Origin of the sequence: Pseudomonas sp. LPH60 (genome assembly GCF_030718165.1) — a bacterium.
Lineage (GTDB): Bacteria > Pseudomonadota > Gammaproteobacteria > Pseudomonadales > Pseudomonadaceae > Aquipseudomonas > Aquipseudomonas danubii.
The window spans coordinates 44,953-65,190 of the sequence record NZ_JAVAJH010000003.1; the positions used below are offsets into that span (position 1 = coordinate 44,953).

A 20,238-nucleotide genomic window follows, 5' to 3' on the forward strand; every position below is an offset into this window, starting at 1 on the left:
GCGACTGATCTGTAGCCGCTGCCGCAGGCTGCGATCGGCACCGCAGGGGCCGCAGAACCTGCATCCGCGGTTTGCCTGGTCAATCGTGGTAATCGCCTTGCGAGTCCTGCGGACTCGGTCGCAGCCTGCGGCAGCGGCTACAGCAATCAGGTGCAGAAGGTTGTGCCTCGCGACGCCAGGGCCCTGTTTCCAGGGGCCCTGGCGTTTTTTTGCGGGCTGGAATTGCGCCAAAAGCCTGCTGTACTGAGCCTAGGTTCCGGGACAGAACCTGCAGTTAACCCGCGGGATGCATAACAGTTGTATCGCGTTGATAGGTTGACCTATCAAGGAATCACTCATGTCTTTGTTCAAACGTTCCATGACTGAATTGCTCGGGACCTTCTGGCTGGTTCTCGGCGGGTGCGGCAGCGCCGTGCTGGCGGCGGCGTTTCCCAATGTCGGCATCGGTCTGCTGGGCGTCGCCCTGGCCTTTGGCCTGACGGTGCTGACCATGGCCTTCGCCATCGGCCATATTTCCGGCTGCCACCTCAATCCCGCCGTGTCCGTGGGCCTGGTGGTGGGCGGACGCTTTCCGGCCAGGGAGCTGCCGGCCTATATCGTGGCGCAGGTCATCGGCGGGGCCATCGCCGCAGCGCTGCTGTATTTCATTGCCAGCGGCAAGCCCGGCTTCGAGCTGGCCGCGGGGCTGGCCTCCAACGGCTATGGCGAGCACTCCCCCGGCGGCTATTCAATGGCTGCGGGGTTTGTCTGTGAACTGGTGATGACCGGGATGTTCGTAGTGATCATTCTGGGCGCCACAGACAAACGCGCCCCGGCGGGGCTGGCGCCCATCGCCATCGGCCTGGCCCTGACCCTGATCCACCTGATCTCGATCCCGGTCACCAACACCTCGGTCAACCCGGCCCGCAGCACCGGCCCGGCGCTGATCGTCGGCGGCTGGGCCCTGCAGCAACTGTGGCTGTTCTGGCTGGCACCGATCCTCGGCGCAGTGATCGGCGCCGTGCTCTACCGCTGGCTGGGCAAGGAAGACGGCTGAGCAACGGCGGCGAGGATCACGCCTGCCGATAGGGCAAGGCGTCCCTCGCCTCCTCGGCATAAGCGCGAATCCCGACCCGCTCCCGATGCAGAAAATCCTGCACCGCGGCATTCAGCCCGGGGTGACGCAGGTAGTGCCAGGAGCGGGTGATCACCGGCTCGAAGCCCCGAATCAGTTTGTGCTCGCCCTGGGCCCCGGCGTCGAAGCGCTGCAGCCCCTGGGCGATGGCGTAGTCCATGCCCTGATAGAAACAGGTCTCGAAATGCAGGCGGTCAAACTCCGCCAGGCAGCCCCAATAGCGGCCGTAGAAACTGTCGCCCCCCACCAGGCTGAAGGCCATGGCCACCGGGCGCCCGCCCTGCTTGGCCAGGACCACGCGAATCGCCTCGGGCATGCGCTCGGCCAGCAGGCTGAAGAAGGTCCGGGTCAGGTAGGGCGACTGGCGCCGCACCGCATAGGTGTTGGCGTAGCAGGCATAGACGAAATCCCACAGTGCCTCGTCCAGTTCATGGCCTTCGAACCACTGGAAATCAAAGCCCTGCCCCGCCACCTGTTCGCGCTCCTTGCGCATCTGCTTGCGCTTGCGCGAGCTCAAGGCGTCGAGAAAATCCTGAAAGTCCCGGTAGCCGCGATTCTGCCAGTGGAACTGACAGCCCAGGCGCTGCAACCAGCCCGGTTGCTGTTCCAGGGCCTGATCGCTGAAGTCGTCGGTGAAGTTGATGTGAGCGCTGGAAAGCCCTTCGATCTCCAGGTAACCGGGCAGGCTTTTCAGCAGCTCGAAGGCGTCCGCCTGGGTCGCCGCCAACACCCGGGCGCCGCTCACCGGGCTGAACGGCACCGCGGTCAGCAGCTTGGGGTAGTAGTCGATCCCGGCCCGCGCGCAGGCATCGGCCCAGCCATGATCGAACACGTATTCACCGTAGGAGTGCCATTTGCGATAGCTGGGCAGGGCCGCCAGCAGCCGGCCGTCTTCTACATGCAGCAGGTGCTCGGCCTGCCAACCGGAGCGCGGGCCCAGGCTGCCGCTGTCTTCCAGGGCACTGAGAAAGGCGTGACGGACAAAGGGTTGCCCGTCCTTGAGCAGGCCATCCCATTGCACAGGATCGACGGCAGACAGACTGTTCAAGGATTGCAGCGGCATGGGGGTCCCCGGAATTCAGATCGAACGACCCGGCGAGTATCCTCCATCCCCGGACTCACCGAAACCGCCAGCACCCTGCCCCCCCTCAATGCCCCAGGTGTTCGGCGAGAAAATCGATGAACACCCGGGATTTGCGCGGCAAGTGGGCGCTGTTGGGAAACAGCACATGCACCGGCTGCGGCGCCAGGCTGTACGGCGGCAGCACCCGCACCAGGCGCCCGTTGGCCAGGTCGTCGAGCACCAGCCATTCGGGCAGCACCGCCAGCCCCAGGCCGGCCAGGGCCAGGGCGCGAATCGCCGTCGCCGAATTGGACTCATGCCCGGGGTTGACCCGCACCTCCACCTCGCCCCGACGCGGATGATTGAAAGTCCAGCAAGGCGGCCCCGCCAGATTGCTGTTGCCGATCCACGGCAAGCGGCAGAGATCCTCGGCCTGCGCCAGTTCCACGCCCTGGAGCAGATCCGGGCTGGCCACCAGGGCGATGCCGTAGTCCGCCAGCTTGCGCCCCTTGAACCCCGAGTCCGCCAGGTGGCCGAGGCGAATCACCAGATCGAGCTTTTCCGCCACCAGGTCATTCAACGACGAATTGAAGTGATAACTCAGGCGTACCTCGGGGTAGCGCGCGGTGAACAACGGCAGGATCGGCAGCACGAAGGTCTCTGCATACTCCGCCGTGGAGCTGATGCGCAACTTGCCGCTGACCCGGTTGCGTCCGTGCAGCACGTTGTCAAAGGCGGTATCGATATTGGCGACAATCCCCTTGAATTCGTCATACAGGTCCTGCCCGCTTTCCGTCAGGGCGATATGCCGCGTGGTGCGGATCAGCAAGGTACTGGCCAGGGCCTGCTCCAGCGCCTTGATATGCAGGCTGGCCATGGCCTTGCTGATGCCCAGGTACTGCGCGGCGCGGGTGTAGGAGCCAAAGTCCACCACCGCGAGAAAGGTCTGCACCCGGTGCAGTTGGCCGTGAAAGGTCTCGCTCACTGTCAAATCCTGTTAAACAATGCGTCAAGTATAGGTACCTCGACAGTCTCCGCCCAGCCTCCCTAAGCTCTGTACGAAAAGCCTTGATACTCGGTGATGCTGCGTTGAAAACGGTCTCGGAATGCTCATTTACAACCCGTAAACTCCGCTTCCTCGACCGTTTTCGCCTTGCCTGACCTTCGTCTCAACACTTTTCGTACAGAGCTTAAGCTGCGGGCAAAACGGAGGCGGCATGACCTACAGATACAAAGTGGCGGTGGTATTTCTTCTCGGGTTCTTTATCGACTGCGTGAACATCTTCATGTCGGCGGTGGCCCTGCCGAGCATCGCCGCGCACTGGCAGGTCTCCAGCGCCAGCGTGGCCTGGGTGGCCAACGCCTACATTCTCGGCCTGACCCTGGTGATTCCCATCAGCACCTGGCTGGCAGGACGCTTCGGCAGCCGGGAGATCCTCAGCGCCTCGATGCTGCTGTTCAGTGGCGCGGCCCTGCTCTGCGGGCTGGCCGACGACTTCAGGTGGCTGGTGTTCTGGCGACTGGTGCAGGGCATGGCCGGCGGCCTGCTGATTCCCCTCGGGCAAGCCCTGACCTTCAACCTGTTCCAGGGCCCGCAACGGGCGCGCATCTCGACCCTGATCATGGCCGTGGCATTGCTGGCGCCGGCACTCTCGCCGACCCTGGGCGGCGCGATCGTCGACCACAGTTCCTGGCGCTGGGTGTTCTTCGCCAGCCTGCCGCTGTCCTTGCTGGCGGCGCTGCTGTCCTGGCGCTGGGTCCGCAGCGAACGCACGGCGCATCCGGCCCGACCGGACCTGCGCGGCCTGCTGCTGGTGAGCGCCAGCCTGGGCAGCCTGCTGCTGGGCATGTCGCTGTACGGCAGCGGCTACCCGGCCCATCAGGCCCTGCTGTGCCTCGCGGCCGGCCTGCTGTTGGCCGCGCTGTACCGCAGGCACTGCCAGGCTTGCCCACAGCCCATCGTCGATCTGCACCTGCTGAAAAATCCCCGCCTCGGCCTGTCGGTGGGCATCTACCACGCGATTCCCGGGGTCTTCACCGGCGTCAACCTGCTGAGCCTGTTCTTCCTGCAGGACAGCCTGCACCTGAGCGCGCAACACAGCGGCATGTTCATGCTGCTGTATGCCGCCGGTGCCCTGCTGGCGATGCTGGCCTGCGGGCGTTACTACCACCGCATCGGCGCCCCGCGACTGTTCGCCATCGCCCTGGTGCTGCACAGCGCCGGCATCGCCACCTTGTGTTGGGTCAACGCGACATCCGACCTGCCGCTGATCATGCTGGCCTACCTGCTGATGGGTCTTGGCGGCGGCGCCGGTGCCAACACCGCCCAGACCACCGCCCTGCTGGACTTCAGTGGCAGCGACACGCACAAGGCCAGCGTGATCTGGAACATCAACCGGCAGCTGGCCTTCAGCCTTGGCGCGGCCTTGTTGCTGATGCTCTACAACCTCCTGCTCAGGTACCTGGACGCTGTCGCGGCCTATCACCTGAGCCTGCTGCTGGCCGCCCTGGCCGGCCTGCTTCCCTTGCCGGCCCTCGGCAGACTCACTCCACAAAAGGCCTCCCATGCCCAACTCGATCGTTAAACAGGCACAGCACAGCGTGCACTGGATTCATCAACTGATTCACCGTGTCTTCACCGATCAACGGGGGGATGGCGCGGCCTGCATCGAGCAACTGCTGCCGTTGTTCGCCAAGGATTTCCAGATGGTGACCACCAGCGGCGCCCTGGTTGGCCGGGCACAGGTGGAGCAGCTGTTTCGCGGTGCCCTGGGCACCCGCGCCGGGCTGGAGATCATCGTCAGCGATCTGCACTGCCTGTGGCAGGAAGGCCACAGCGCGGCGATCCGCTACAAGGAAACCCATTGCCTGAACCAGAGCCAGACCTCGCGCCTGTCACTGGCGATCATCCGGGTCCAGGACGATGCGGTGCAGTGGCTGTACCTGCACGAAACCGCCTGCCCCTGAGCCCTTTGCCCGAGGCGCGGCACGCGCCCCGCCTCGGCCATGCTCTGGGCATCACATGGTGTCGACCACCTCGATCCCCAGCAGCCCCAGGCCCTCCTTCAGGGTGCGGGCAGTCAGTTCACAGAGTTTCAGCCGCGAACCATCGACACGCTCGTCAGCAATCACCGGGCAGGACTCGTAGAAACGCGAAAATGCCGTGGCCAGCCCGTACAGATAGGCACACAGCACGTGGGGCAGGCTTTCGCGCAGCACTTGCAACATCACATCCTCGAAACGCAACAGCTCGATGGCCAGGCTGTGTTCATGGGGCTCGATGATCTGCAGGCCTTGCTCCTTGACGCTCCCGGCCCGGGTCAGCACGCGGTTGGCCCGGGTGTAGGCGTATTGCAGGTAAGGCGCGGTATTGCCCTCGAAGGACAGCATCGCGTCCCAGTCGAACACGTAGTCGGTGTTGCGATGACGGGACAGGTCGGCGTACTTCAGCGCGCCGATGCCCACCACCCGGGCCACGTGTCGACGGGCCTCGGGGTCCAGCCCGTTGTTCTTCGCGGCGATCAGCACCTCGGCCCGCTCCACCGCCTCGGTCAGCAACGCATCGAGCTTGACCGACTCGCCGGACTTGGTCTTCAACGGCTTGCCATCGGCGCCCTTGATCGTGCCATGGCTGACATGCTCGAAATCCGCCTGGGGCGGCAGGAAGCCGGCCTTGCGCGCCACCAGGAACAACTGCTGGAAATGCAGGGACTGACGCACATCCACCACATACAGGCAGCGGTCGAGCTTGAGCTGGCGAATGCGAAAACGGATCGCCGCCAGGTCCGTGGTGGCATAGAGAAAGCCACCGCCCTGCTTCTGCACGATAAAGGCCGCCTCCTGGCCCTCCTTGTTGGCGTACTCCGCCAGCATCACCACCCTGGCCCCCTGGCTTTCGGTCAGCAGGCCCTTGTCCTGCAGGGCCTGGACCAGGGGCTGCAGGTCATCGTTGTAGAAACTCTCGCCACGGATGTCCGACTGTTTGAGCAACAGGCCCAGGCGCTGGAAGATATCCAGGGAGTGGGACAGCGACACCTCGACAAAGGTGTGCCACATGCGCAGCACCTCGGCGTCTCCCTGTTGCAGCCGGACCACATAATCCCGGGCACGGCGGGCAAAATCCTCCGATTCATCGAAGCGCCGCTTGGCCTGTTGGTAGAAGCGGTTCAGGTCCCGCAGTTCGTAGTCCTGCTGGCGGGTATCGGTGGCCTCTTTCATATAGGCCAGGAGCATGCCGAACTGAGTGCCCCAGTCGCCGACATGACTCTGCAGGATCACGTCCTGGCCCATGAACAGATTGATCCGCGCCAGGGCGTCGCCAATGATGCTGCCGCGCAGGTGCCCGACGTGCATTTCCTTGGCCAGGTTGACCGAAGCGTACTCCACCATCACCCGCTTGGCCGGCTGCGGCTCGACCCCCAGGTTGCGGGTCAGCAGCGCATGCTCCAGGCGTTCACGCAGGAAGTCCTTGCTGAGGGAAATATTGATAAAGCCCGGCCCGGCGATCTGCAGGTGCTCGGCGATGCCCCGCAGATCCACCCGTTCCACCAGTTGCAGGGCCAGCTCGCGCGGCGCCAGGCCCAGTTTCTTGGCCGCGGCCATCACTCCACTCATCTGGAAGTCGCCAAACTCGGGACGGCTGGCCAGTTGAATCACCGGCGGACTGTCAGTGGCGCCCAGGCCGTTGAGGGCGGCCGCGAAACGTTGGTCCAGAATGCGCATTACAGACATGTCGGATACACCTCATCCTTGAAGATTTCGAACCTCAGGCGGCAACCCTGCCCTTTACCTGACGGCGTAGTTTTGTACCACCATGACCAGCCCGCACAGCGCGGCCAGTCCTATGAACATCCATTGCCCCCCCACCAGGTCGAGCATGGCGCCGCCGTAGATCGGCGACAGCGCAATGCCCACTCGATAAAGGCTGGAGACCCCGAAATAGGTGCCGCGCAGACTCTCCTGAGCCAGCCGGTCAACCTCGATGCTGAAGATCGGGAACACGATCAACTCGCCCACGCTCAACAGCAGCGTGGCCAGCGCCAGCCCCCAGAACAGCGTCACCGGCGAGCCGGCGAACACCAGCTGTGAGGCTAGCATCAGGGCCATGCCCCAGAACAGCCGGCAGCGAGTGGAATAAACCTCCAGCAAGCGCAACAGAGGAAACTGAGTAAAGACCACAATCAGCGAGTTGAGGGTGATCAGGATCACCAGCAGGGTCACCGGGTCCTGCACTTCGCTACGCGCCAGGTACTGCGGCAGGGTCGAGTCGAACGAGGCATAGACAAAGGCCGCCACGGTGTTGCACAGCATCAGCAGGGTAAATCGCCGATGCTTGAGCACCGCACCGAAGGCCACCAGGAAGTTGGGGGTCGGAGCGCTGGCATGTCGCTGCACTCGGGCCTCCTTGTCCCGCAGCAGACGCCACAGCAGCAGGCCGAACACCGTGTACACCAGGGCGCAGGCGGCGAACACCAGGGAGCGCACGCTGGACAGCAGCAACATGCCGATCAACGGCCCGATGGAGCCGCCGACGTTCACCAGAAAATAGTTGGCATACAGTGCCAGCTCCCGGGACTGCAGGTCCTCCACGTAATCGCCGATCAGCACTTTGCAGGTCGACTCCAGCAGCGAACAGCCGATGCTCACCCCCGCCACTGCCACGCCGAACCAGAACACCGAGCCGGCCTCGATGAACAGCAAGAACGACAGCGCGCTCAACAAGGCGCCCGCCAGAATCAGGCGCCGGCGTCCGAAGCGGTCCGAGAGCCAGCCGGTGTAGATACTGCTCAGTGCGCCGCCGACCATGGCCACCGCCAGCAGGGTGCCGATCAAGGTCGCTCCCAGGTGATAGTCCTGGTACAGGAAGATCGCCAGGAACGGCCAGATCATGAAGAACGCGCTACGGGTCAACAGGGTGCCGAACAGCACCACATGGATCTCCCTGGGCAGGGTGGCGTAGCGCGCCCAGCTGAAGGTTCTTTCAATCATGGGCCGGCCCACTTCTCCCGCCAGGGGGAGCCTGTCCTCCCCGGCCCTGGTTCATTGCGCTAGAGGGCACGGTTCAGGCTCCTGGGTCTTGAGTTGCGCCAGCAGCAGTCGGTGCTCCTGGTCGGTGATCGGCAGCGCCCAGCCCGGCATGCCGCCGGACAGCACATTGACCGCCCTGGAGCGACCGTTGCAGCGCAAATACAGGCCCGACATCTGCTGATTGATGTAGTACAGGCCAAACACCACGAACTGCTCCACCGGCTGGTTCCAGAAGGCCTGAGGCAAAGCATAGGAGCGCTGGCGGATGGTGGCCTGGGCAATCCATTCACCGGGTCTTGGACCGACGCAGGCGCGGATCAGTTCGTCAGTGGCTTCCTCACCGAGGATCACCCCCTTGCCACCGGTGGAGTTGCAGGGTTTGAACACCAGTTCTTGGCGCCGCTGCAGCAAACCCTCAAGGTTTTGCGCACTGACCCGCACCGTCATGGGTATCCGGCGATCGATGGCGGCGCGCTGTTCAGCGTCCAGCACCGCCCGCAGCGCCGGCTCATGAAACAGCGAGAACCATGACTTGCAGCCGCTCACGTAGTTTTCAAAGGTGTTGAGCAGCAAGGCGCCCGAATCGCAGATACGCCGCACCAGATCGCCGCCATCGACGATCTCCTCCTCCAGGAACAGGCGATAGACCAGGGTTCGCGCGCCCTCTTCGGCGCTCAACCACTGCGCCTGGTACTGATGCTCCTTGATCAGCACCACTTCCAGATCCGCACAGGCCTGACGCACATGGCGCAACAACGGCTGGTAGGCCGAAGCGCCTGCCCAGTGGTCATAGGCTTGAAGATCCAGGAGCACCACCCGACTGCGCCGCTGCTCCTTGCACAGGCGCTGGATCAGCCGCGCCAGATCGACATAGGGCGATTGCCCGTGTTCGAAGCCACTGAGCTGCACCCCTCGCGACTCCAGAAAACGCGAGCAGAATTCGTGCAACTGCGGGCCTTCGATGGCCGGGCCGATATTCAGTTCGCACAGTTGGTACTGGCCATCCTCGCTCAGCAGAACGTCCGCACGGCCAATCAGCCGCCCGCCCTTTTCCAGCAGCGACCAATCCACCAGGTCGCGGACCTGAACCGGCACATTGAACAATTCGAGGATGTGCTCGCGGCTGTGCAGGGTCAGCAAATGGGCCAGCATCCGCGACTGCGCCGCCAGGATCAGGCGCAGGTCGGCGGCCACCGCCTGAAAGGCAGTGGCGGGAAACAGGGCCAGGGGAAAGGGGGTCGCCTTGTATCCCTGGGGCTTGATCAACTGCGGATTGCGCTGGCCAAACACATCGAACAACGGGCGATTGAGCTCTTCAAAATTCATGGATCGCGCTTCCTGATGCAAATGAGGGGCAAGCCCTCGGTGGGAATGATCAGAGGGTCGCTTCGCCGCCATCGATCACGATGTCGGCACCGGTCACCCAGGCGGCTTCGTCACTGGCCAGAAACACCGCCGCGCCGGCGTGATCCTGGGGCGTGCCGGCACGGCCCATGGGAATGTCCTTGCCCCGTTCGCGCCACAACTGCGGATCGTTGTGCCACTGGTTGCGGTTGCCCTGGGTGGCGGTCAGTCCGGGTGACAGGGTATTGACCCGGATGCCCTGGGCAGCGAACTCGTAGGCCAGGCTCTTGGACAGCATCGACAGCCCGGCCTTGGATGACTGGTAGTGGGCCATCTGGCTGATGGCCTTGAAGGCACTGATGGAAGACACGTTGATCACACTGCCGGCGATCCGCCGTTCGAGCATGTGGGCGATCACCGCCTGGGTCAGAAAGAACGGAAACCGCAGGTTGGCATTCATCACCTTGTGGTAGTCCTCGACGCTGGTTTCGAGAAACCCCGTGCGTGTGGTGATGCCGACATTGTTGACCAGCACATGCAGCTCATCGAACCCGGCAAGGACTCGACCGGCCAGTTGCGGCGCGGCACTGGCCTCCCCCGCATCCACCTGGAAGGCCTGGCACTTCACCCCCAACTCTTGCAGTTGACCCAGCACCTGGGTCGCGGCGGCCTCATCGCGCTGATAGGTAAACGCCACATTGGCCCCTTCTCGCGCCATGGCCAGGGCGATGGCCTGGCCAATGCCATGACTGGCGCCGGTGATCAGCGCGTTCTTGCCGGACAATCGTTGTTCTGCCATGTATTCATCCTTGTCATGCCTGGGCCCCAGGCACTGTGGTTTCAGAGGCTGACGCGTGTGCCCAGCCCCTTGGTACGTGCCGAGCGCAGCAGGGCTGCCGCCACCGCCACATCCTGAATCGCCGTGCCCACTGACTTGAACAGGCTGCTGGCGGTGCCTCGCGGGACGACGGAGCCGCCCAGCAGGCTGGCGATTTCCTGCACATCCCCGGGCATCAGCACCCCCAGGCGCAGGCTTTGAATCAGCTCGCCGGCCTCACGCAGAGCGGCATCGCGCTCCTCGACGTACACCGCCGCCTGTCCCAGCAGCAGCGGATCGATCTCGCAGGCCATTTCATCGACCCCGCCGATGGCATTGATGTGGGTCCCGGGGCGCACATCCGCCGCCCGCACCAGCGGCTCGGCGCTGGCAGTGGAAGTGGCCGTGCAGATCACGTCCGCCATGCACACCGCCCGGGCCACGCTGTCGGTCACCATGACCTGGGGGCACAACCCACGATCGCTGACCCAGGCCGCCAGGGCCCGGGCCTTGTCCAGGCTCCTGGAATGCAGCAACAGCTGTTCGATGGGGCGCACCGCACAGACCGCCTCGATCTGGCTGCGGGCCTGGACCCCGGCACCGATCACCGTCAGCACCCGGGATGCGGGCCGCGCCAGCAGGTCGGTGGCCAGCCCGGCCATGGCCCCGGTGCGCAGGGCCGTCAGATGGGCGCCTTCCATCAGCGCCAGGATTTCCCCGGTCTGGCTGCTGAGCAGGATCACCAGGGCATGGATCAGCGGCCGACCGTGGCGGGGGTTGTCCGGGGTGATGGTCGAAACCTTGACCGCCACCGCCTGGGCCAAGGGCAGGGCCGCCGGCATTACCAGCACTTGGTTGCTCTCGGCACTGTCGCCCAGGGTCATGATGGTTCGCGGCGGCACTTGCACACCGTCCGCCATGGCCGGTGCCAGGGCCTGGCGCAGGGCCTCGATGGCCTCGCCCATGGACAGTGCCCGAGCCATGGCCTGGCGATCGAGGCTGAGAAAATTCATGGCACCTCCTGTTCGACCGCGGGCAGGGCCAGGGGCTCGCGCCGGGGCACCAGGAATGAACGCTGGTAACTGAGCACCACACTGCCATCGGCCTTGAAGCCTTCGGTCTCGATGGTGGCGATCCCCTGCCCCGGCCGTGAACGGCTGGGGCGGATGGCCAGGACCTTCGACTTGGCGTAGAGGGTGTCGCCGATGAACACCGGGGCCGACAGCCGCACCTGATCCCAGCCCAGGTTGGCCAGGGTGCGAAAGCTCATGGTCTGCACCGACATGCCATTGATGATGGCGAAGGTCACCACGCTGTTGACCAGGACCTTGCCGAACTCCGTGTCCTTGGCGTACTCCTGGTCGAAGTGCAGCGGGTGATGGTTCATCGACAGCAGGGTCAGCCAGGTGTTGTCGGTTTCCAGCACGGTGCGCCCGGGCCAGTGACGAATCACGTCGCCGGGCTTGAAGTCCTCGAAGAACATCCCCGGCGACTCCAGGTACTCACCGTTGTCCAGCCGTTGCAGGGTCGCGATCATGGATGTGGCTCCTGGGTAAAATTGTTCAGCAGCTTGCGGGCCTTCTTGATGAATGGAGGACCGATCATGTCGCCATCCAGGGTGAAGATTTCGCCCTGGCTGTGCTCCGCCCGACGCAGGATCTCCCGGGCCCGTTCCAGCTCGCCGGGGCTGGGGCTGAACACCTCCATGACCGTGGCCAGCTGGCGCGGGTGGACGATGGCCTTGCCATGGAATCCCAGGGCCTTGACCGCCCGGCTTTCCTGCAGCAGCAGCTGCGGGTCGTCCAGGTGATAGCAGGCGGTGTCGATGGCGGCGATGTCGTAGCGCGCCGCTGCGTTGGCGATGCGCTGGCGGGCGTAGAGCATGTTTTCCCAACCGATTTCCACCCCCAGCTCGGCCGCAAAGTCCGCCGAGCCGAACACCAGCCCCGAGCACTGGCTGGCAATCGGGTCGATGGCATCGATGGCCTCCAGGGTCTCCACGGTGACGTACAGCTCCACCGGGTGCTGCAGCTCGCTGAGCTGGGCACGCACGATCTCCAGTTCGCAGGCATCGCGGACCATGGTCAGCATCACGATGTCCGGCGCCAGGCCATGGCGGATGAAGGCCTCAAGGTCCAGCAGGCCTTGGGGCGAGCGCAGTTCGTTGATCCGCACCGCCACCCGGGACGCCGACGCCGGAGCCTTGAGCAATTGCAGACAATGCTCCCGGGCCAGGGCTTTCCTGGCTGGGGGCACCGAGTCTTCCAGATCGATCAGACAGACATCGGCCCCCGCCTCCCGAGCGCCTTGCAGCCGTTCGAGGTTGAAGGCCGGGGTGTAGAGGATCGAACGGGGCAACCGGGGAATGGGGGCAACTGAATAACCACGGGTTTGCATAACCGGACACTCGCAGCAATGGATGGGTTCAGGACTCGATGCAGCCACGCAGCAGTTCGCACATGGACAGCACCTGCTCCTCGCTGATGGTGGAGCGCAACATGACCCGCAGCCCGGCGTTGTCCTTGGCCACGATGGGGAAGAACACCGGCGACACATAGAAGCCGTTTTCGAACAGCAGCCGACCGCTGCGGATCACCTGGTCGTTGGGCAACTGCACCAGGCGGATCGGAAAGGCATTGCCGGCCTGCTCGGTGCGGATGAACTCGTCGAACAGCTGGATGTTGCGCGACAGGGCGTTCTGCCGCAGCGCCAGCTCCGGGCCGCGATGCAGCTCGGCAGACGCCAGGGAGGCGCCGATGGCCGCGGTGTTCATCGGCTGCGACCAGGCCATCGGCCCGCCGAAACGGGTCAGGATGTCCTCCACCTGCTTGCCCTTGGGGCCGAACATGATGGCTGCGCCACTGGTGCCGAACGCCTTGTTCAGGGTGGCGACGATGATGGTGTTTTCATTGACCTGATCGATGTGCGAGCGCACATAGCCCTCGCCGTGGCGACCGACTATGGACAGCGAGTGTGAATCGTCCAGGTAGAGGAACAGGCCGTACTTTTCCTGCAGGGTCAGCAAGTCCCCGAGGGCCGCGTGGCCGCCCATGCTGTAGGTGCCGTCGGCGACATAGGCGACCTTGCGGTACTTGCGGCACAGGTCTTCCAGGGCGTTCATGTCGTTGTGGCCGATGGTGAACACCTCGGTCTCATCGCCGCACACCGGCTTGTACAGGCTCATGGAAAAGTGCGCGAACTTGTCGAAGGCCATCACCGGGCGCACGCCCTGGGTCAGGTGCCCGGACGCCAGCAGCGGGAGGATGCCCGCCGTGGCCGCGCCGGCGGAAATAGCGGTAATCACCTTGGCCTCGAACAGCTGCGAGAGCGACGCCTCCAGCTCCAGCAGCGCCGGAATCTGGATGCGAATCCGGGAAATGCAGTGATCCAGCACGCCGTAGCGATGCAAGGCGTCGATGGCGCCCTGGACAATGCTCGGATGGGAATCCAGGTCCAGGTAGGAACAGCAACTGACGTTGATGAAACGATGGCCATCAGCGGTTTCCAGGCTGCCGTCCCCCACCAGGTTGGCGACGATGCCCGCCAAGCCGTTGCGTTCGGATTCGTCCCAGAACTGGTTGCCGTAATCGAAGGCCTTGAGGTTGTTGCGGTACTTGTTGGTGGCCTGAGGCTGAGTGTTGTCGGTCATGATGCTCTCCGGAATTCGAGTGAATAGGTGCCTGTCAGGTAGGCATGACGTCGAGGGCCTGGGCTTCGAACACCGCTAGCCGCCGCTTGAAGTCGCTGTCGGTTTTCCACACCGCGAAGATGTCGCCACTGGCGCCGACCATGATCAGCGCGTCCATGCCCTTGGCCCGCTTGAGGGTCTGCAGGGCATGGGCCGGGGTCTGGGCGATCGGGCTGCCGACGTTCAGCGAAGTGTTCACCGAGGCCTCGACCCCGCAGTGTTTCCCCATCTGCTTGAGGTAGGCGTGGATCAGCGGGTTGAGGGACTGGCGCACGATCTGCAGGCGACTGGTGCCGTCCACATGGACCACCGCCGGAACCCGGCTGCGGGCCTCGGGGCGCGCCCGGGCGGTGAGCACCATGTAGTTGTAGGCCGAGTAGTCGTCGGTCTTGGCCCCTTCATCGAGCTCGAACAGCCGATGGGCTTCTTCCAGGGTGACCATGGGCGCCAGCGGCCGGATCTTCTCCCGGAACTTCACTTTCGAGTTGAGCAGTTCCAGGGTGTTGGGATTGCACGGATTGGCCAGGATGCTGCGATTGCCCAAGGCCCGCGGACCGGTTTCCGCCGGCCCCTGGAACACCCCGATCACGGCGTTGTTGCACACCAGGCTGGCCATGAAGCGCGCCACCTCGGTCAGGGAATCGGCCTGGTTCAGAGAGCCGATCTTGCGGGCTTCGACTCCCTGCTCCTCGATCACTGCGCGCTGGATCTGCGCCGTGGACGGTGCCAGGCCACACAGGTACGGGCTGGCGAAATCGTTGCGCGCGTCGGCGCCATTGCGCATGGCGAACTGTATCGCCGCGCCCAGGGCCACACCGCAGTCGCTGGGGATCGGCGGCACCCAGATCTTCAGGCACTGGTCCTGGCCCAGGTAGCGCTGGAAGTAGTCGCGATTGAAGTGCTGCACCAGATGCATGTTGGCAATGCAATTGAGCGCCGTGCCGCCGGTGAGCACCAGCTTGTGGGCACAGGTCTTGCGGATCAGGTGATCGACGATATGGAACAGCGCGTCCTCGAACACCAGTTGCAGGGCCTGGGCCTTGTCGACCCGATCCTGGGTGATGTCCGAATGCTCGATGTCGTCGACGCTGAGCACGCTGTCCGGGTTCCACATGTCCCCCGGAGCGATGGGCGCGCCGAGGATGTCGATCAGCGGCTGGCCATAGGGCTCGGTGTGGCTCTTGATGTGCCAGTTGACCATGGTCCGGTTGACGTGGATGTTGCCTTCCTCGGCGAAGTACAGGATCTGCCGCAGGCGCTTGTAATAGGGGTTGGTCAGGCGGCTGGCATTGCCCCAGGCTGCGGCGCCCATGTAGCGCCCTTCGGAGCTGAGGAAACTCCAGCCGCCCTGGGTCGAGCTGATGTAGCCGTACAGGTAGCCCAGGGAGTCGATGGTGCTCTGGTTTTGCCGGTGACAGATGACCTGGCCGTCGCGGACTTCGTACAACGAGATGGCACCGTTGTCGCCAGTGCCGTCGAGCACGGTGAGGATCACCGGCTCAGGCTCCCGGGCGAACGGCGACAGGGCATAGGCCAGGTAGGCATGGTTGTTGTGGTGATGCATGCCGATCAGCGGCTGGGTGGTTTCCAGGCCCAGGCTCTGGGAGATTCGCTTGGGCGCCCCCAGGCCCTTGACCAGGTGGCTGAGGTTGAAGTTCGGGTCGTGCCGCGGGTTGAGCAGGGTCAGGCTGCTGGGGGCGTGCTCGAAGATGATCTTCAGGTCAAAGCCCAGGGCGCGGATGTAGTCCCAACTGCCAAGAATGCAGAAGATGTCCTGCGCGCTGATGTTGCGGCTGGCCATGATCAGGCGGATCTCTGCCAGGCTGTGCTGGGGAAACTTGTTGGAGTGTTTTTCTGCGCTGAAGCGCTCCTCCTCGTTGTTGGCAATGATGTGGATGCCATCCTTGGCGCTGACCTTGATCAGGGCCACGCCGGTGTTGTGCCCGAAGGGACCGACCCCTAGCAGGTACAGGCTCTCGCCCTGGGCCAGACGCCGGGCGAACTCCGCTCCGCGCTCCTGGGCGAAGGCGCTTTCACCGCTGTAGAAATGCTGCCGCCGGCCCAACTTCTCGTAGACAAAGTCGGTCACGCGCTTGACCCACTCGGGCAGGCGCTTGAGCTTCGGCCCGTAGGTTCCATATACCCTGGTCATGTCGACACTCTCCTGAGATAAACCTCGAACCCGTCCTGGGTTCAGTTCCGGCAACGATCTTCGGCGGCCCGGACTGCCGCACTGGTGATGATGTCCAGGTTGCCCGCATAGGCCGGCAAGTAGTCCCCTGCCCCCCTGGCCCGGACCATGGTCACCACTTTGCCGTCGATCAGGCTGGGTTCCATGATCAGCGAGTAGCCGGGCATGTACTGGCGCACCTGATCGAGCATCACGCGGACACTGTGCCGCAGCTCGGCCATGTCCGGTTTGTCTATCAGGGCGAAGACCGTGGTCTGCATGTCCACCGGCGGATCGGCCGGATTGATGTTGAGGATCGACTTGACGCTCGGGGCGCCGGAGAAATGCTTGAGGGCCTTCTCCGTGGTGCACAGGTACTCGTTCACATTCAGCCGGGTTGCGGCGCCGGCACTGCGGGCGGAAATCGACGACACCGCCTCCACGTAGTCCAGGTGCTGACCGGTGCGCCGCAGCGCGTGCACGATCGGCAGAGAGGCCTGGCCACCGCAGGTGACCATGTTGAGGTTCTCTACATCCCGCAACGTGCTTGAATTGATCGTGGGCACACACCAGACGCCGGTATCGGCCGGAGTCAGGTTGATCAGCAACTTGCCCTGCCCCTCCAACACCTGGGCATGTTGCACATGGGCCTGGGCACTGCTGGCATCGAACACCACATCAACTTCATCCAGATGTTCAACTAACTTATCAATACCGCGATGATCACAACGCACTCCCAGTTTTGCGGCATAGTCCAGCCCCGCCGACTGTTGATTGCGCCCAATAAAATAATCACAGCGCAAATAAGAACTGCGCATGACCTTCAACAGAAGATCACAGCCAATATTACCGCTGCCTAATATCGCGACTCTAAGTACCATAAAGCGCTCTCCTTGCTTATGGGAAGTCAGTTGAATTCACAGCGCCTTGGCCAGATTCATCGCAACTTCAATAATCAGGTCTTCCTGACCTGCCACTACTTTTCTTTTGCCCAGCACGCGATATATATCCAGCGCCGCGACACCATGTTGGTGTGCGGCCTTCAACACCGGCTTTTCAAACCCCGAGAACACCCCGTACAAACCGCTGACAATGTTCATGGCACTGATATGGGGCTGCGCGCTCTTGATCCGGTCCGTGCTCTGCTCAGAGGCGACGATCATGGCAAAGGCCCGAGCCTCGTCCACCAGACCGAGCTTCATCAGCGCCGCGCACAACACTTCCAGGGGGGTATTGCCGGCGCCGGCGCCGAGGCCATTGATGGTGCCGTCGAGCAACCGGGCTCCGGCCCTGACCGCGCTCAGGCTGTTGGCCACCGCCAGCCCCAGGTTGTTATGCCCGTGAAAACCTATGGGCACCGGCAACTCCTGGGCCAGCAGCGAAACCTTTTCAAAGGCGTCCTGCTCCATGTAGGCCCCGGCGGAATCCATCAGCACAATGGCATCGGCGCCGTAGCTGACCTGCAGTCGGGCCTGCTCCAGCAGGGTCCGGGCACTGGCCATGTGGGTCATCATCAGCACGCCCTGGGCCTCGGCGCCCCGTGACTTGACGAAGTCGATGTAGCGCGCGGTGATATCGGCCTCGGTGCAATGGCAGGCGATGCGCAGCACATCCACACCCTGCTCGATGGCCATGTGCAGATGATCGATCCTGGCGAACCCGGGAATCGCATGAATCCCCAGGCGGGTCTGCTGCAAGGCTTCCCGAGCGGTGCTCAGCATCGCTTCATCACTGTGGGGAGCCAGCCCCAACTGCAGGGACGAAGCCCCCAGGCCGTTGCCATGACCGACCTCCACGCAATAGAGCCCACAGGCATCCACGGCGCGGCAATAGGCACTGATGTCCTCCAGGCCAAGTCGGTGCCCGAGCGCATGATTACCGTCCCGAAGTGTCGGGTCGTAAAGTTCAACTTTCGTCATGTCAGCAATCCCTTGCGACCCCCGGTACAGGGGTACTTAATTACTCTGCCCCACCCTTCACTTCCTTGAAGGGCTTATCGGGCCGGGGCATGACCAAACAACTCAGCGCCGGCCACCAGCGTATTAACAATCGGTTAAAGCTCTAACTTCCCTGACAACAATCAGCCTGACCAGCCCTACAAAACTCCGTGTAGAACTGTATCTTCCAGGTAACTTTACAAACGTTTACCTGCAATCTTCTTTGATACTTCCATAGCCATTCCGAGGCTGTCAACCGCACTAATTTCATTCTAAAAAATCGTAATATTTTTTAAGAAAAAAAATCAATCCAGAAAAAAAACCGTATCGACGCCCTCGCCTCATCCACCATTGCCCCGTATCGACTGGCCCATGAGCACTTTCGCCAACGGCTGTAGCGAGAGCGATTGATGGCGGATTTCAACAGCGAAAATAAACTCGACGGGAACCATCCAGAGGCTATTTATTTTTTAAATTTGACGCCTGCCAAGGGGCTAACTAGCGTCTTTCGATCGCTATGACCTTCACTCCAAAAACAGCGTATTGCCGTATTCGGGCAAAAAAAAACCCCGCCGCAGCGGGGTCAAAACGAGAGGAGCTATAACGGATGAGAAAGAGCTCTACCTGGATGTTGCAACAGCCTTAGAACACGTACTGCACGCGAGCCACCAGGGCGTCGCCACTGTCATCGCCAACGCTGTTGCTGATCTTGTCGGTGCTGACCTTGATGTAGTTGGCGGACACCTTGATCGCCTCGTTGGCGTACCAGTTGACCCCGATGGTGTTCATGTTGGCCTTGGCATCGCCAACCTCACGGGTAGCGGTGGCGGCGACGATGTTCTTGTCATCAACCTTGATGTTGTCGTAGCGGTAGAACACTTCCCAGGCACCGTACTGCTTGTTTTCCGGCTTGATGGTGTCGAACTTGGCGCCATCGAGTTTGTAGACCCGGGATTCGCCGGTCAGGGTGTAGGCCAGTTGGCCGTAGAAACCGTTGGCCTTGACGTCCTTGTAAGCGTTGCTGTCGGCTTTGAGCTTGCGAGTCAGGTATTCCGCCTGGGCCGAGAACGGGCCACTGGCGAAGGCGAACTCGCCGCCGAACACTCGGTCATTGTCATAAGCGCCTGCTGTCGTCAGGTTCGAGGCGTTCAGGCCGACACCACCGCCGAAGGTAGCGCGGTTGCCGTTGGCGCCGGCATCGTTGCCGCCGTTGGTGGCGATGCCACGCACGCCCAGGCGAGGACGAATCCGCGAGTCGAAGGCGGTATCGCCCAGATCGCGGCTGGCGAAGTCCAGGCCGAAGTGCAGGACGTTGCCGGTTTCATGCAGCGGTGCAAACACGGCACGGGCGTTGAGCTGCTTGACGCTGTCGCCATCGCTGTCGTTGATATCCTTGGCCGAGACGCTGCCGGACAGGTAAGCCATGTCGGCCACCACCGAGCTGACCTGCAGCCCCATGCCGTTCTCGTGGGAGTTGATCCAGTCGGCCAGCTCATAGGCGGCGTTACGCTCCATGGAGGTAACCCACTTGGAGCTGGTGGCCTTCTCCAGACCAAAGTCGGCGTCGAAACGACCGGCGCGAATGGTCACCGGCTTGAAGCCCACATAAGAGATGGACGCCTCGTCGAAGTAACCGTCATCGGCGGTGCCGGAGTTGTGGGAGAAGTCGTAGCTGATCTGGTATTTCCAATCCTTGTAGGCGGTGCCGCCCAATTCCAGATAGGCGCGGCGGAAGTAGGCGCCGTCGCCGGTATCACCATTCTTGGTGTAGAACCCGTCGAAACGGCCATAGTCGGCTTGCAGACGACCGCCCAGCTTGAAGCTGAACGCGGAGTCGGTGGTAGCAACCTCAAGGCCGCCCTTGGTTTTGACTACGATATCGGCGCCGTCGGTGGTGACGGTGCCAGCGAAAGCCTGGGCGGTTACTGCCAGGGCCAGGGCGCTGGCGGCAAAACCGGCGAAGTGCTTACGGATCATCGAAGAGTTCCCCTAATTGGTGGTCTGTAGCGTTGGAAAACACGCGGGGTTGGCCCGCTGGTGTTGGGTGGGAATCTTGGCGATGGGTTATTTCAGCCGGG

The 20,238-nt window shown here is 63.0% G+C and carries 17 protein-coding genes; 3 read left to right on the forward strand and 14 right to left on the reverse strand.

What is annotated here, in order from left to right:
• Nucleotides 1-337: 337 nt before the first annotated feature.
• Complete coding sequence (aqpZ, locus tag Q8O96_RS10550) at nt 338-1,036, forward strand: aquaporin Z (protein WP_115581828.1); 699 nt, start codon at nt 338-340, stop codon at nt 1,034-1,036.
• A gap of 16 nt (nt 1,037-1,052) precedes the next feature.
• Here aqpZ and Q8O96_RS10555 read toward each other — a convergent pair whose 3' ends face one another.
• On the reverse strand, nt 1,053-2,177 hold the full coding sequence (locus tag Q8O96_RS10555) for a GNAT family N-acetyltransferase (protein WP_115581827.1): 1,125 nt from the start codon (nt 2,175-2,177) through the stop codon (nt 1,053-1,055).
• A gap of 85 nt (nt 2,178-2,262) precedes the next feature.
• Nucleotides 2,263-3,168, reverse strand: a complete 906-nt coding sequence (locus Q8O96_RS10560; protein WP_115581826.1) for a LysR family transcriptional regulator — start codon at nt 3,166-3,168, stop codon at nt 2,263-2,265.
• 226 nt (nt 3,169-3,394) lie between these two features.
• Here Q8O96_RS10560 and Q8O96_RS10565 point away from each other — a divergent pair, with 226 nt between their 5' ends.
• Complete coding sequence (locus Q8O96_RS10565; RefSeq protein ID WP_305948766.1) at nt 3,395-4,762, forward strand: MFS transporter; 1,368 nt, start codon at nt 3,395-3,397, stop codon at nt 4,760-4,762.
• Nucleotides 4,743-5,144, forward strand: coding sequence for a DUF4440 domain-containing protein (locus Q8O96_RS10570; protein WP_305948767.1), 402 nt, complete (start codon nt 4,743-4,745; stop codon nt 5,142-5,144). The genes Q8O96_RS10565 and Q8O96_RS10570 overlap by 20 nt, the downstream gene beginning before the upstream one ends.
• A gap of 51 nt (nt 5,145-5,195) precedes the next feature.
• Here the strand turns inward: Q8O96_RS10570 and argS are convergent, their stop codons facing one another.
• The 12 genes from argS to Q8O96_RS10630 all read right to left on the reverse strand — a co-directional run bounded on the left by argS (nt 5,196) and on the right by Q8O96_RS10630 (nt 20,137).
• Entirely contained in the window at nt 5,196-6,908 is a 1,713-nt protein-coding gene (gene argS / locus Q8O96_RS10575; protein ID WP_305948768.1) for an arginine--tRNA ligase, read from the reverse strand.
• A gap of 54 nt (nt 6,909-6,962) precedes the next feature.
• Nucleotides 6,963-8,165 carry an MFS transporter gene (locus tag Q8O96_RS10580; protein ID WP_102861674.1) on the reverse strand — a complete coding sequence of 401 codons (1,203 nt, stop codon included), beginning with the start codon at nt 8,163-8,165 and terminating at the stop codon, nt 6,963-6,965.
• 51 nt (nt 8,166-8,216) lie between these two features.
• Nucleotides 8,217-9,530 (reverse strand): hypothetical protein, encoded by a 1,314-nt coding sequence (locus Q8O96_RS10585; RefSeq protein ID WP_305948769.1) that lies wholly within the window; start codon nt 9,528-9,530, stop codon nt 8,217-8,219.
• Between the two features lie 49 nt (nt 9,531-9,579).
• Entirely contained in the window at nt 9,580-10,347 is a 768-nt protein-coding gene (locus Q8O96_RS10590) for an SDR family NAD(P)-dependent oxidoreductase (protein ID WP_102861672.1), read from the reverse strand.
• Nucleotides 10,348-10,388: 41 nt separating this feature from the next.
• Nucleotides 10,389-11,378, reverse strand: a complete 990-nt coding sequence (locus tag Q8O96_RS10595; protein WP_305948770.1) for an ornithine cyclodeaminase family protein — start codon at nt 11,376-11,378, stop codon at nt 10,389-10,391.
• Nucleotides 11,375-11,902: a MaoC family dehydratase gene (locus Q8O96_RS10600; protein ID WP_207816244.1), complete on the reverse strand. Its 528-nt coding sequence runs from the start codon at nt 11,900-11,902 to the stop codon at nt 11,375-11,377. Before Q8O96_RS10600 ends, Q8O96_RS10595 begins: the two co-directional genes overlap by 4 nt.
• Nucleotides 11,899-12,762: a CoA ester lyase gene (locus tag Q8O96_RS10605; protein ID WP_123393369.1), complete on the reverse strand. Its 864-nt coding sequence runs from the start codon at nt 12,760-12,762 to the stop codon at nt 11,899-11,901. The genes Q8O96_RS10600 and Q8O96_RS10605 overlap by 4 nt, the downstream gene beginning before the upstream one ends.
• 28 nt (nt 12,763-12,790) lie before the next feature.
• On the reverse strand, nt 12,791-14,014 hold the full coding sequence (locus Q8O96_RS10610; RefSeq protein WP_102861668.1) for an aminotransferase class I/II-fold pyridoxal phosphate-dependent enzyme: 1,224 nt from the start codon (nt 14,012-14,014) through the stop codon (nt 12,791-12,793).
• A gap of 34 nt (nt 14,015-14,048) precedes the next feature.
• Nucleotides 14,049-16,205, reverse strand: coding sequence for a carbamoyltransferase C-terminal domain-containing protein (locus Q8O96_RS10615; RefSeq protein WP_207167240.1), 2,157 nt, complete (start codon nt 16,203-16,205; stop codon nt 14,049-14,051).
• 41 nt (nt 16,206-16,246) lie between these two features.
• Complete coding sequence (locus Q8O96_RS10620) at nt 16,247-17,104, reverse strand: acetaldehyde dehydrogenase (acetylating) (protein WP_102861666.1); 858 nt, start codon at nt 17,102-17,104, stop codon at nt 16,247-16,249.
• A gap of 36 nt (nt 17,105-17,140) precedes the next feature.
• Complete coding sequence (gene dmpG / locus Q8O96_RS10625) at nt 17,141-18,142, reverse strand: 4-hydroxy-2-oxovalerate aldolase (RefSeq protein WP_115581817.1); 1,002 nt, start codon at nt 18,140-18,142, stop codon at nt 17,141-17,143.
• A 660-nt stretch (nt 18,143-18,802) separates the two neighbouring features.
• A complete protein-coding gene (locus Q8O96_RS10630; protein WP_110595114.1) occupies nt 18,803-20,137 on the reverse strand; it encodes an OprO/OprP family phosphate-selective porin in 1,335 nt (444 codons plus the stop codon).
• Between the last annotated feature and the right edge of the window lie 101 nt (nt 20,138-20,238).

Bases quoted from the DNA above. Each gene is read 5' to 3' on its own strand.
- aqpZ (WP_115581828.1), top strand. From the start codon at position 338: ATGTCTTTGTTCAAACGTTCCATGACTGAATTGCTCGGGACCTTCTGG.
- Q8O96_RS10555 (WP_115581827.1), bottom strand. From the start codon at position 2,177: ATGCCGCTGCAATCCTTGAACAGTCTGTCTGCCGTCGATCCTGTGCAA.
- Q8O96_RS10565 (WP_305948766.1), top strand. From the start codon at position 3,395: ATGACCTACAGATACAAAGTGGCGGTGGTATTTCTTCTCGGGTTCTTT.
- Q8O96_RS10570 (WP_305948767.1), top strand. From the start codon at position 4,743: ATGCCCAACTCGATCGTTAAACAGGCACAGCACAGCGTGCACTGGATT.
- argS (WP_305948768.1), bottom strand. From the start codon at position 6,908: ATGTCTGTAATGCGCATTCTGGACCAACGTTTCGCGGCCGCCCTCAAC.
- Q8O96_RS10580 (WP_102861674.1), bottom strand. From the start codon at position 8,165: ATGATTGAAAGAACCTTCAGCTGGGCGCGCTACGCCACCCTGCCCAGG.
- Q8O96_RS10585 (WP_305948769.1), bottom strand. From the start codon at position 9,530: ATGAATTTTGAAGAGCTCAATCGCCCGTTGTTCGATGTGTTTGGCCAG.
- Q8O96_RS10590 (WP_102861672.1), bottom strand. From the start codon at position 10,347: ATGGCAGAACAACGATTGTCCGGCAAGAACGCGCTGATCACCGGCGCC.
- Q8O96_RS10595 (WP_305948770.1), bottom strand. From the start codon at position 11,378: ATGAATTTTCTCAGCCTCGATCGCCAGGCCATGGCTCGGGCACTGTCC.
- Q8O96_RS10600 (WP_207816244.1), bottom strand. From the start codon at position 11,902: ATGATCGCGACCCTGCAACGGCTGGACAACGGTGAGTACCTGGAGTCG.
- Q8O96_RS10605 (WP_123393369.1), bottom strand. From the start codon at position 12,762: ATGCAAACCCGTGGTTATTCAGTTGCCCCCATTCCCCGGTTGCCCCGT.
- Q8O96_RS10610 (WP_102861668.1), bottom strand. From the start codon at position 14,014: ATGACCGACAACACTCAGCCTCAGGCCACCAACAAGTACCGCAACAAC.
- Q8O96_RS10615 (WP_207167240.1), bottom strand. From the start codon at position 16,205: ATGACCAGGGTATATGGAACCTACGGGCCGAAGCTCAAGCGCCTGCCC.
- Q8O96_RS10620 (WP_102861666.1), bottom strand. From the start codon at position 17,104: ATGGTACTTAGAGTCGCGATATTAGGCAGCGGTAATATTGGCTGTGAT.
- dmpG (WP_115581817.1), bottom strand. From the start codon at position 18,142: ATGACGAAAGTTGAACTTTACGACCCGACACTTCGGGACGGTAATCAT.
- Q8O96_RS10630 (WP_110595114.1), bottom strand. From the start codon at position 20,137: ATGATCCGTAAGCACTTCGCCGGTTTTGCCGCCAGCGCCCTGGCCCTG.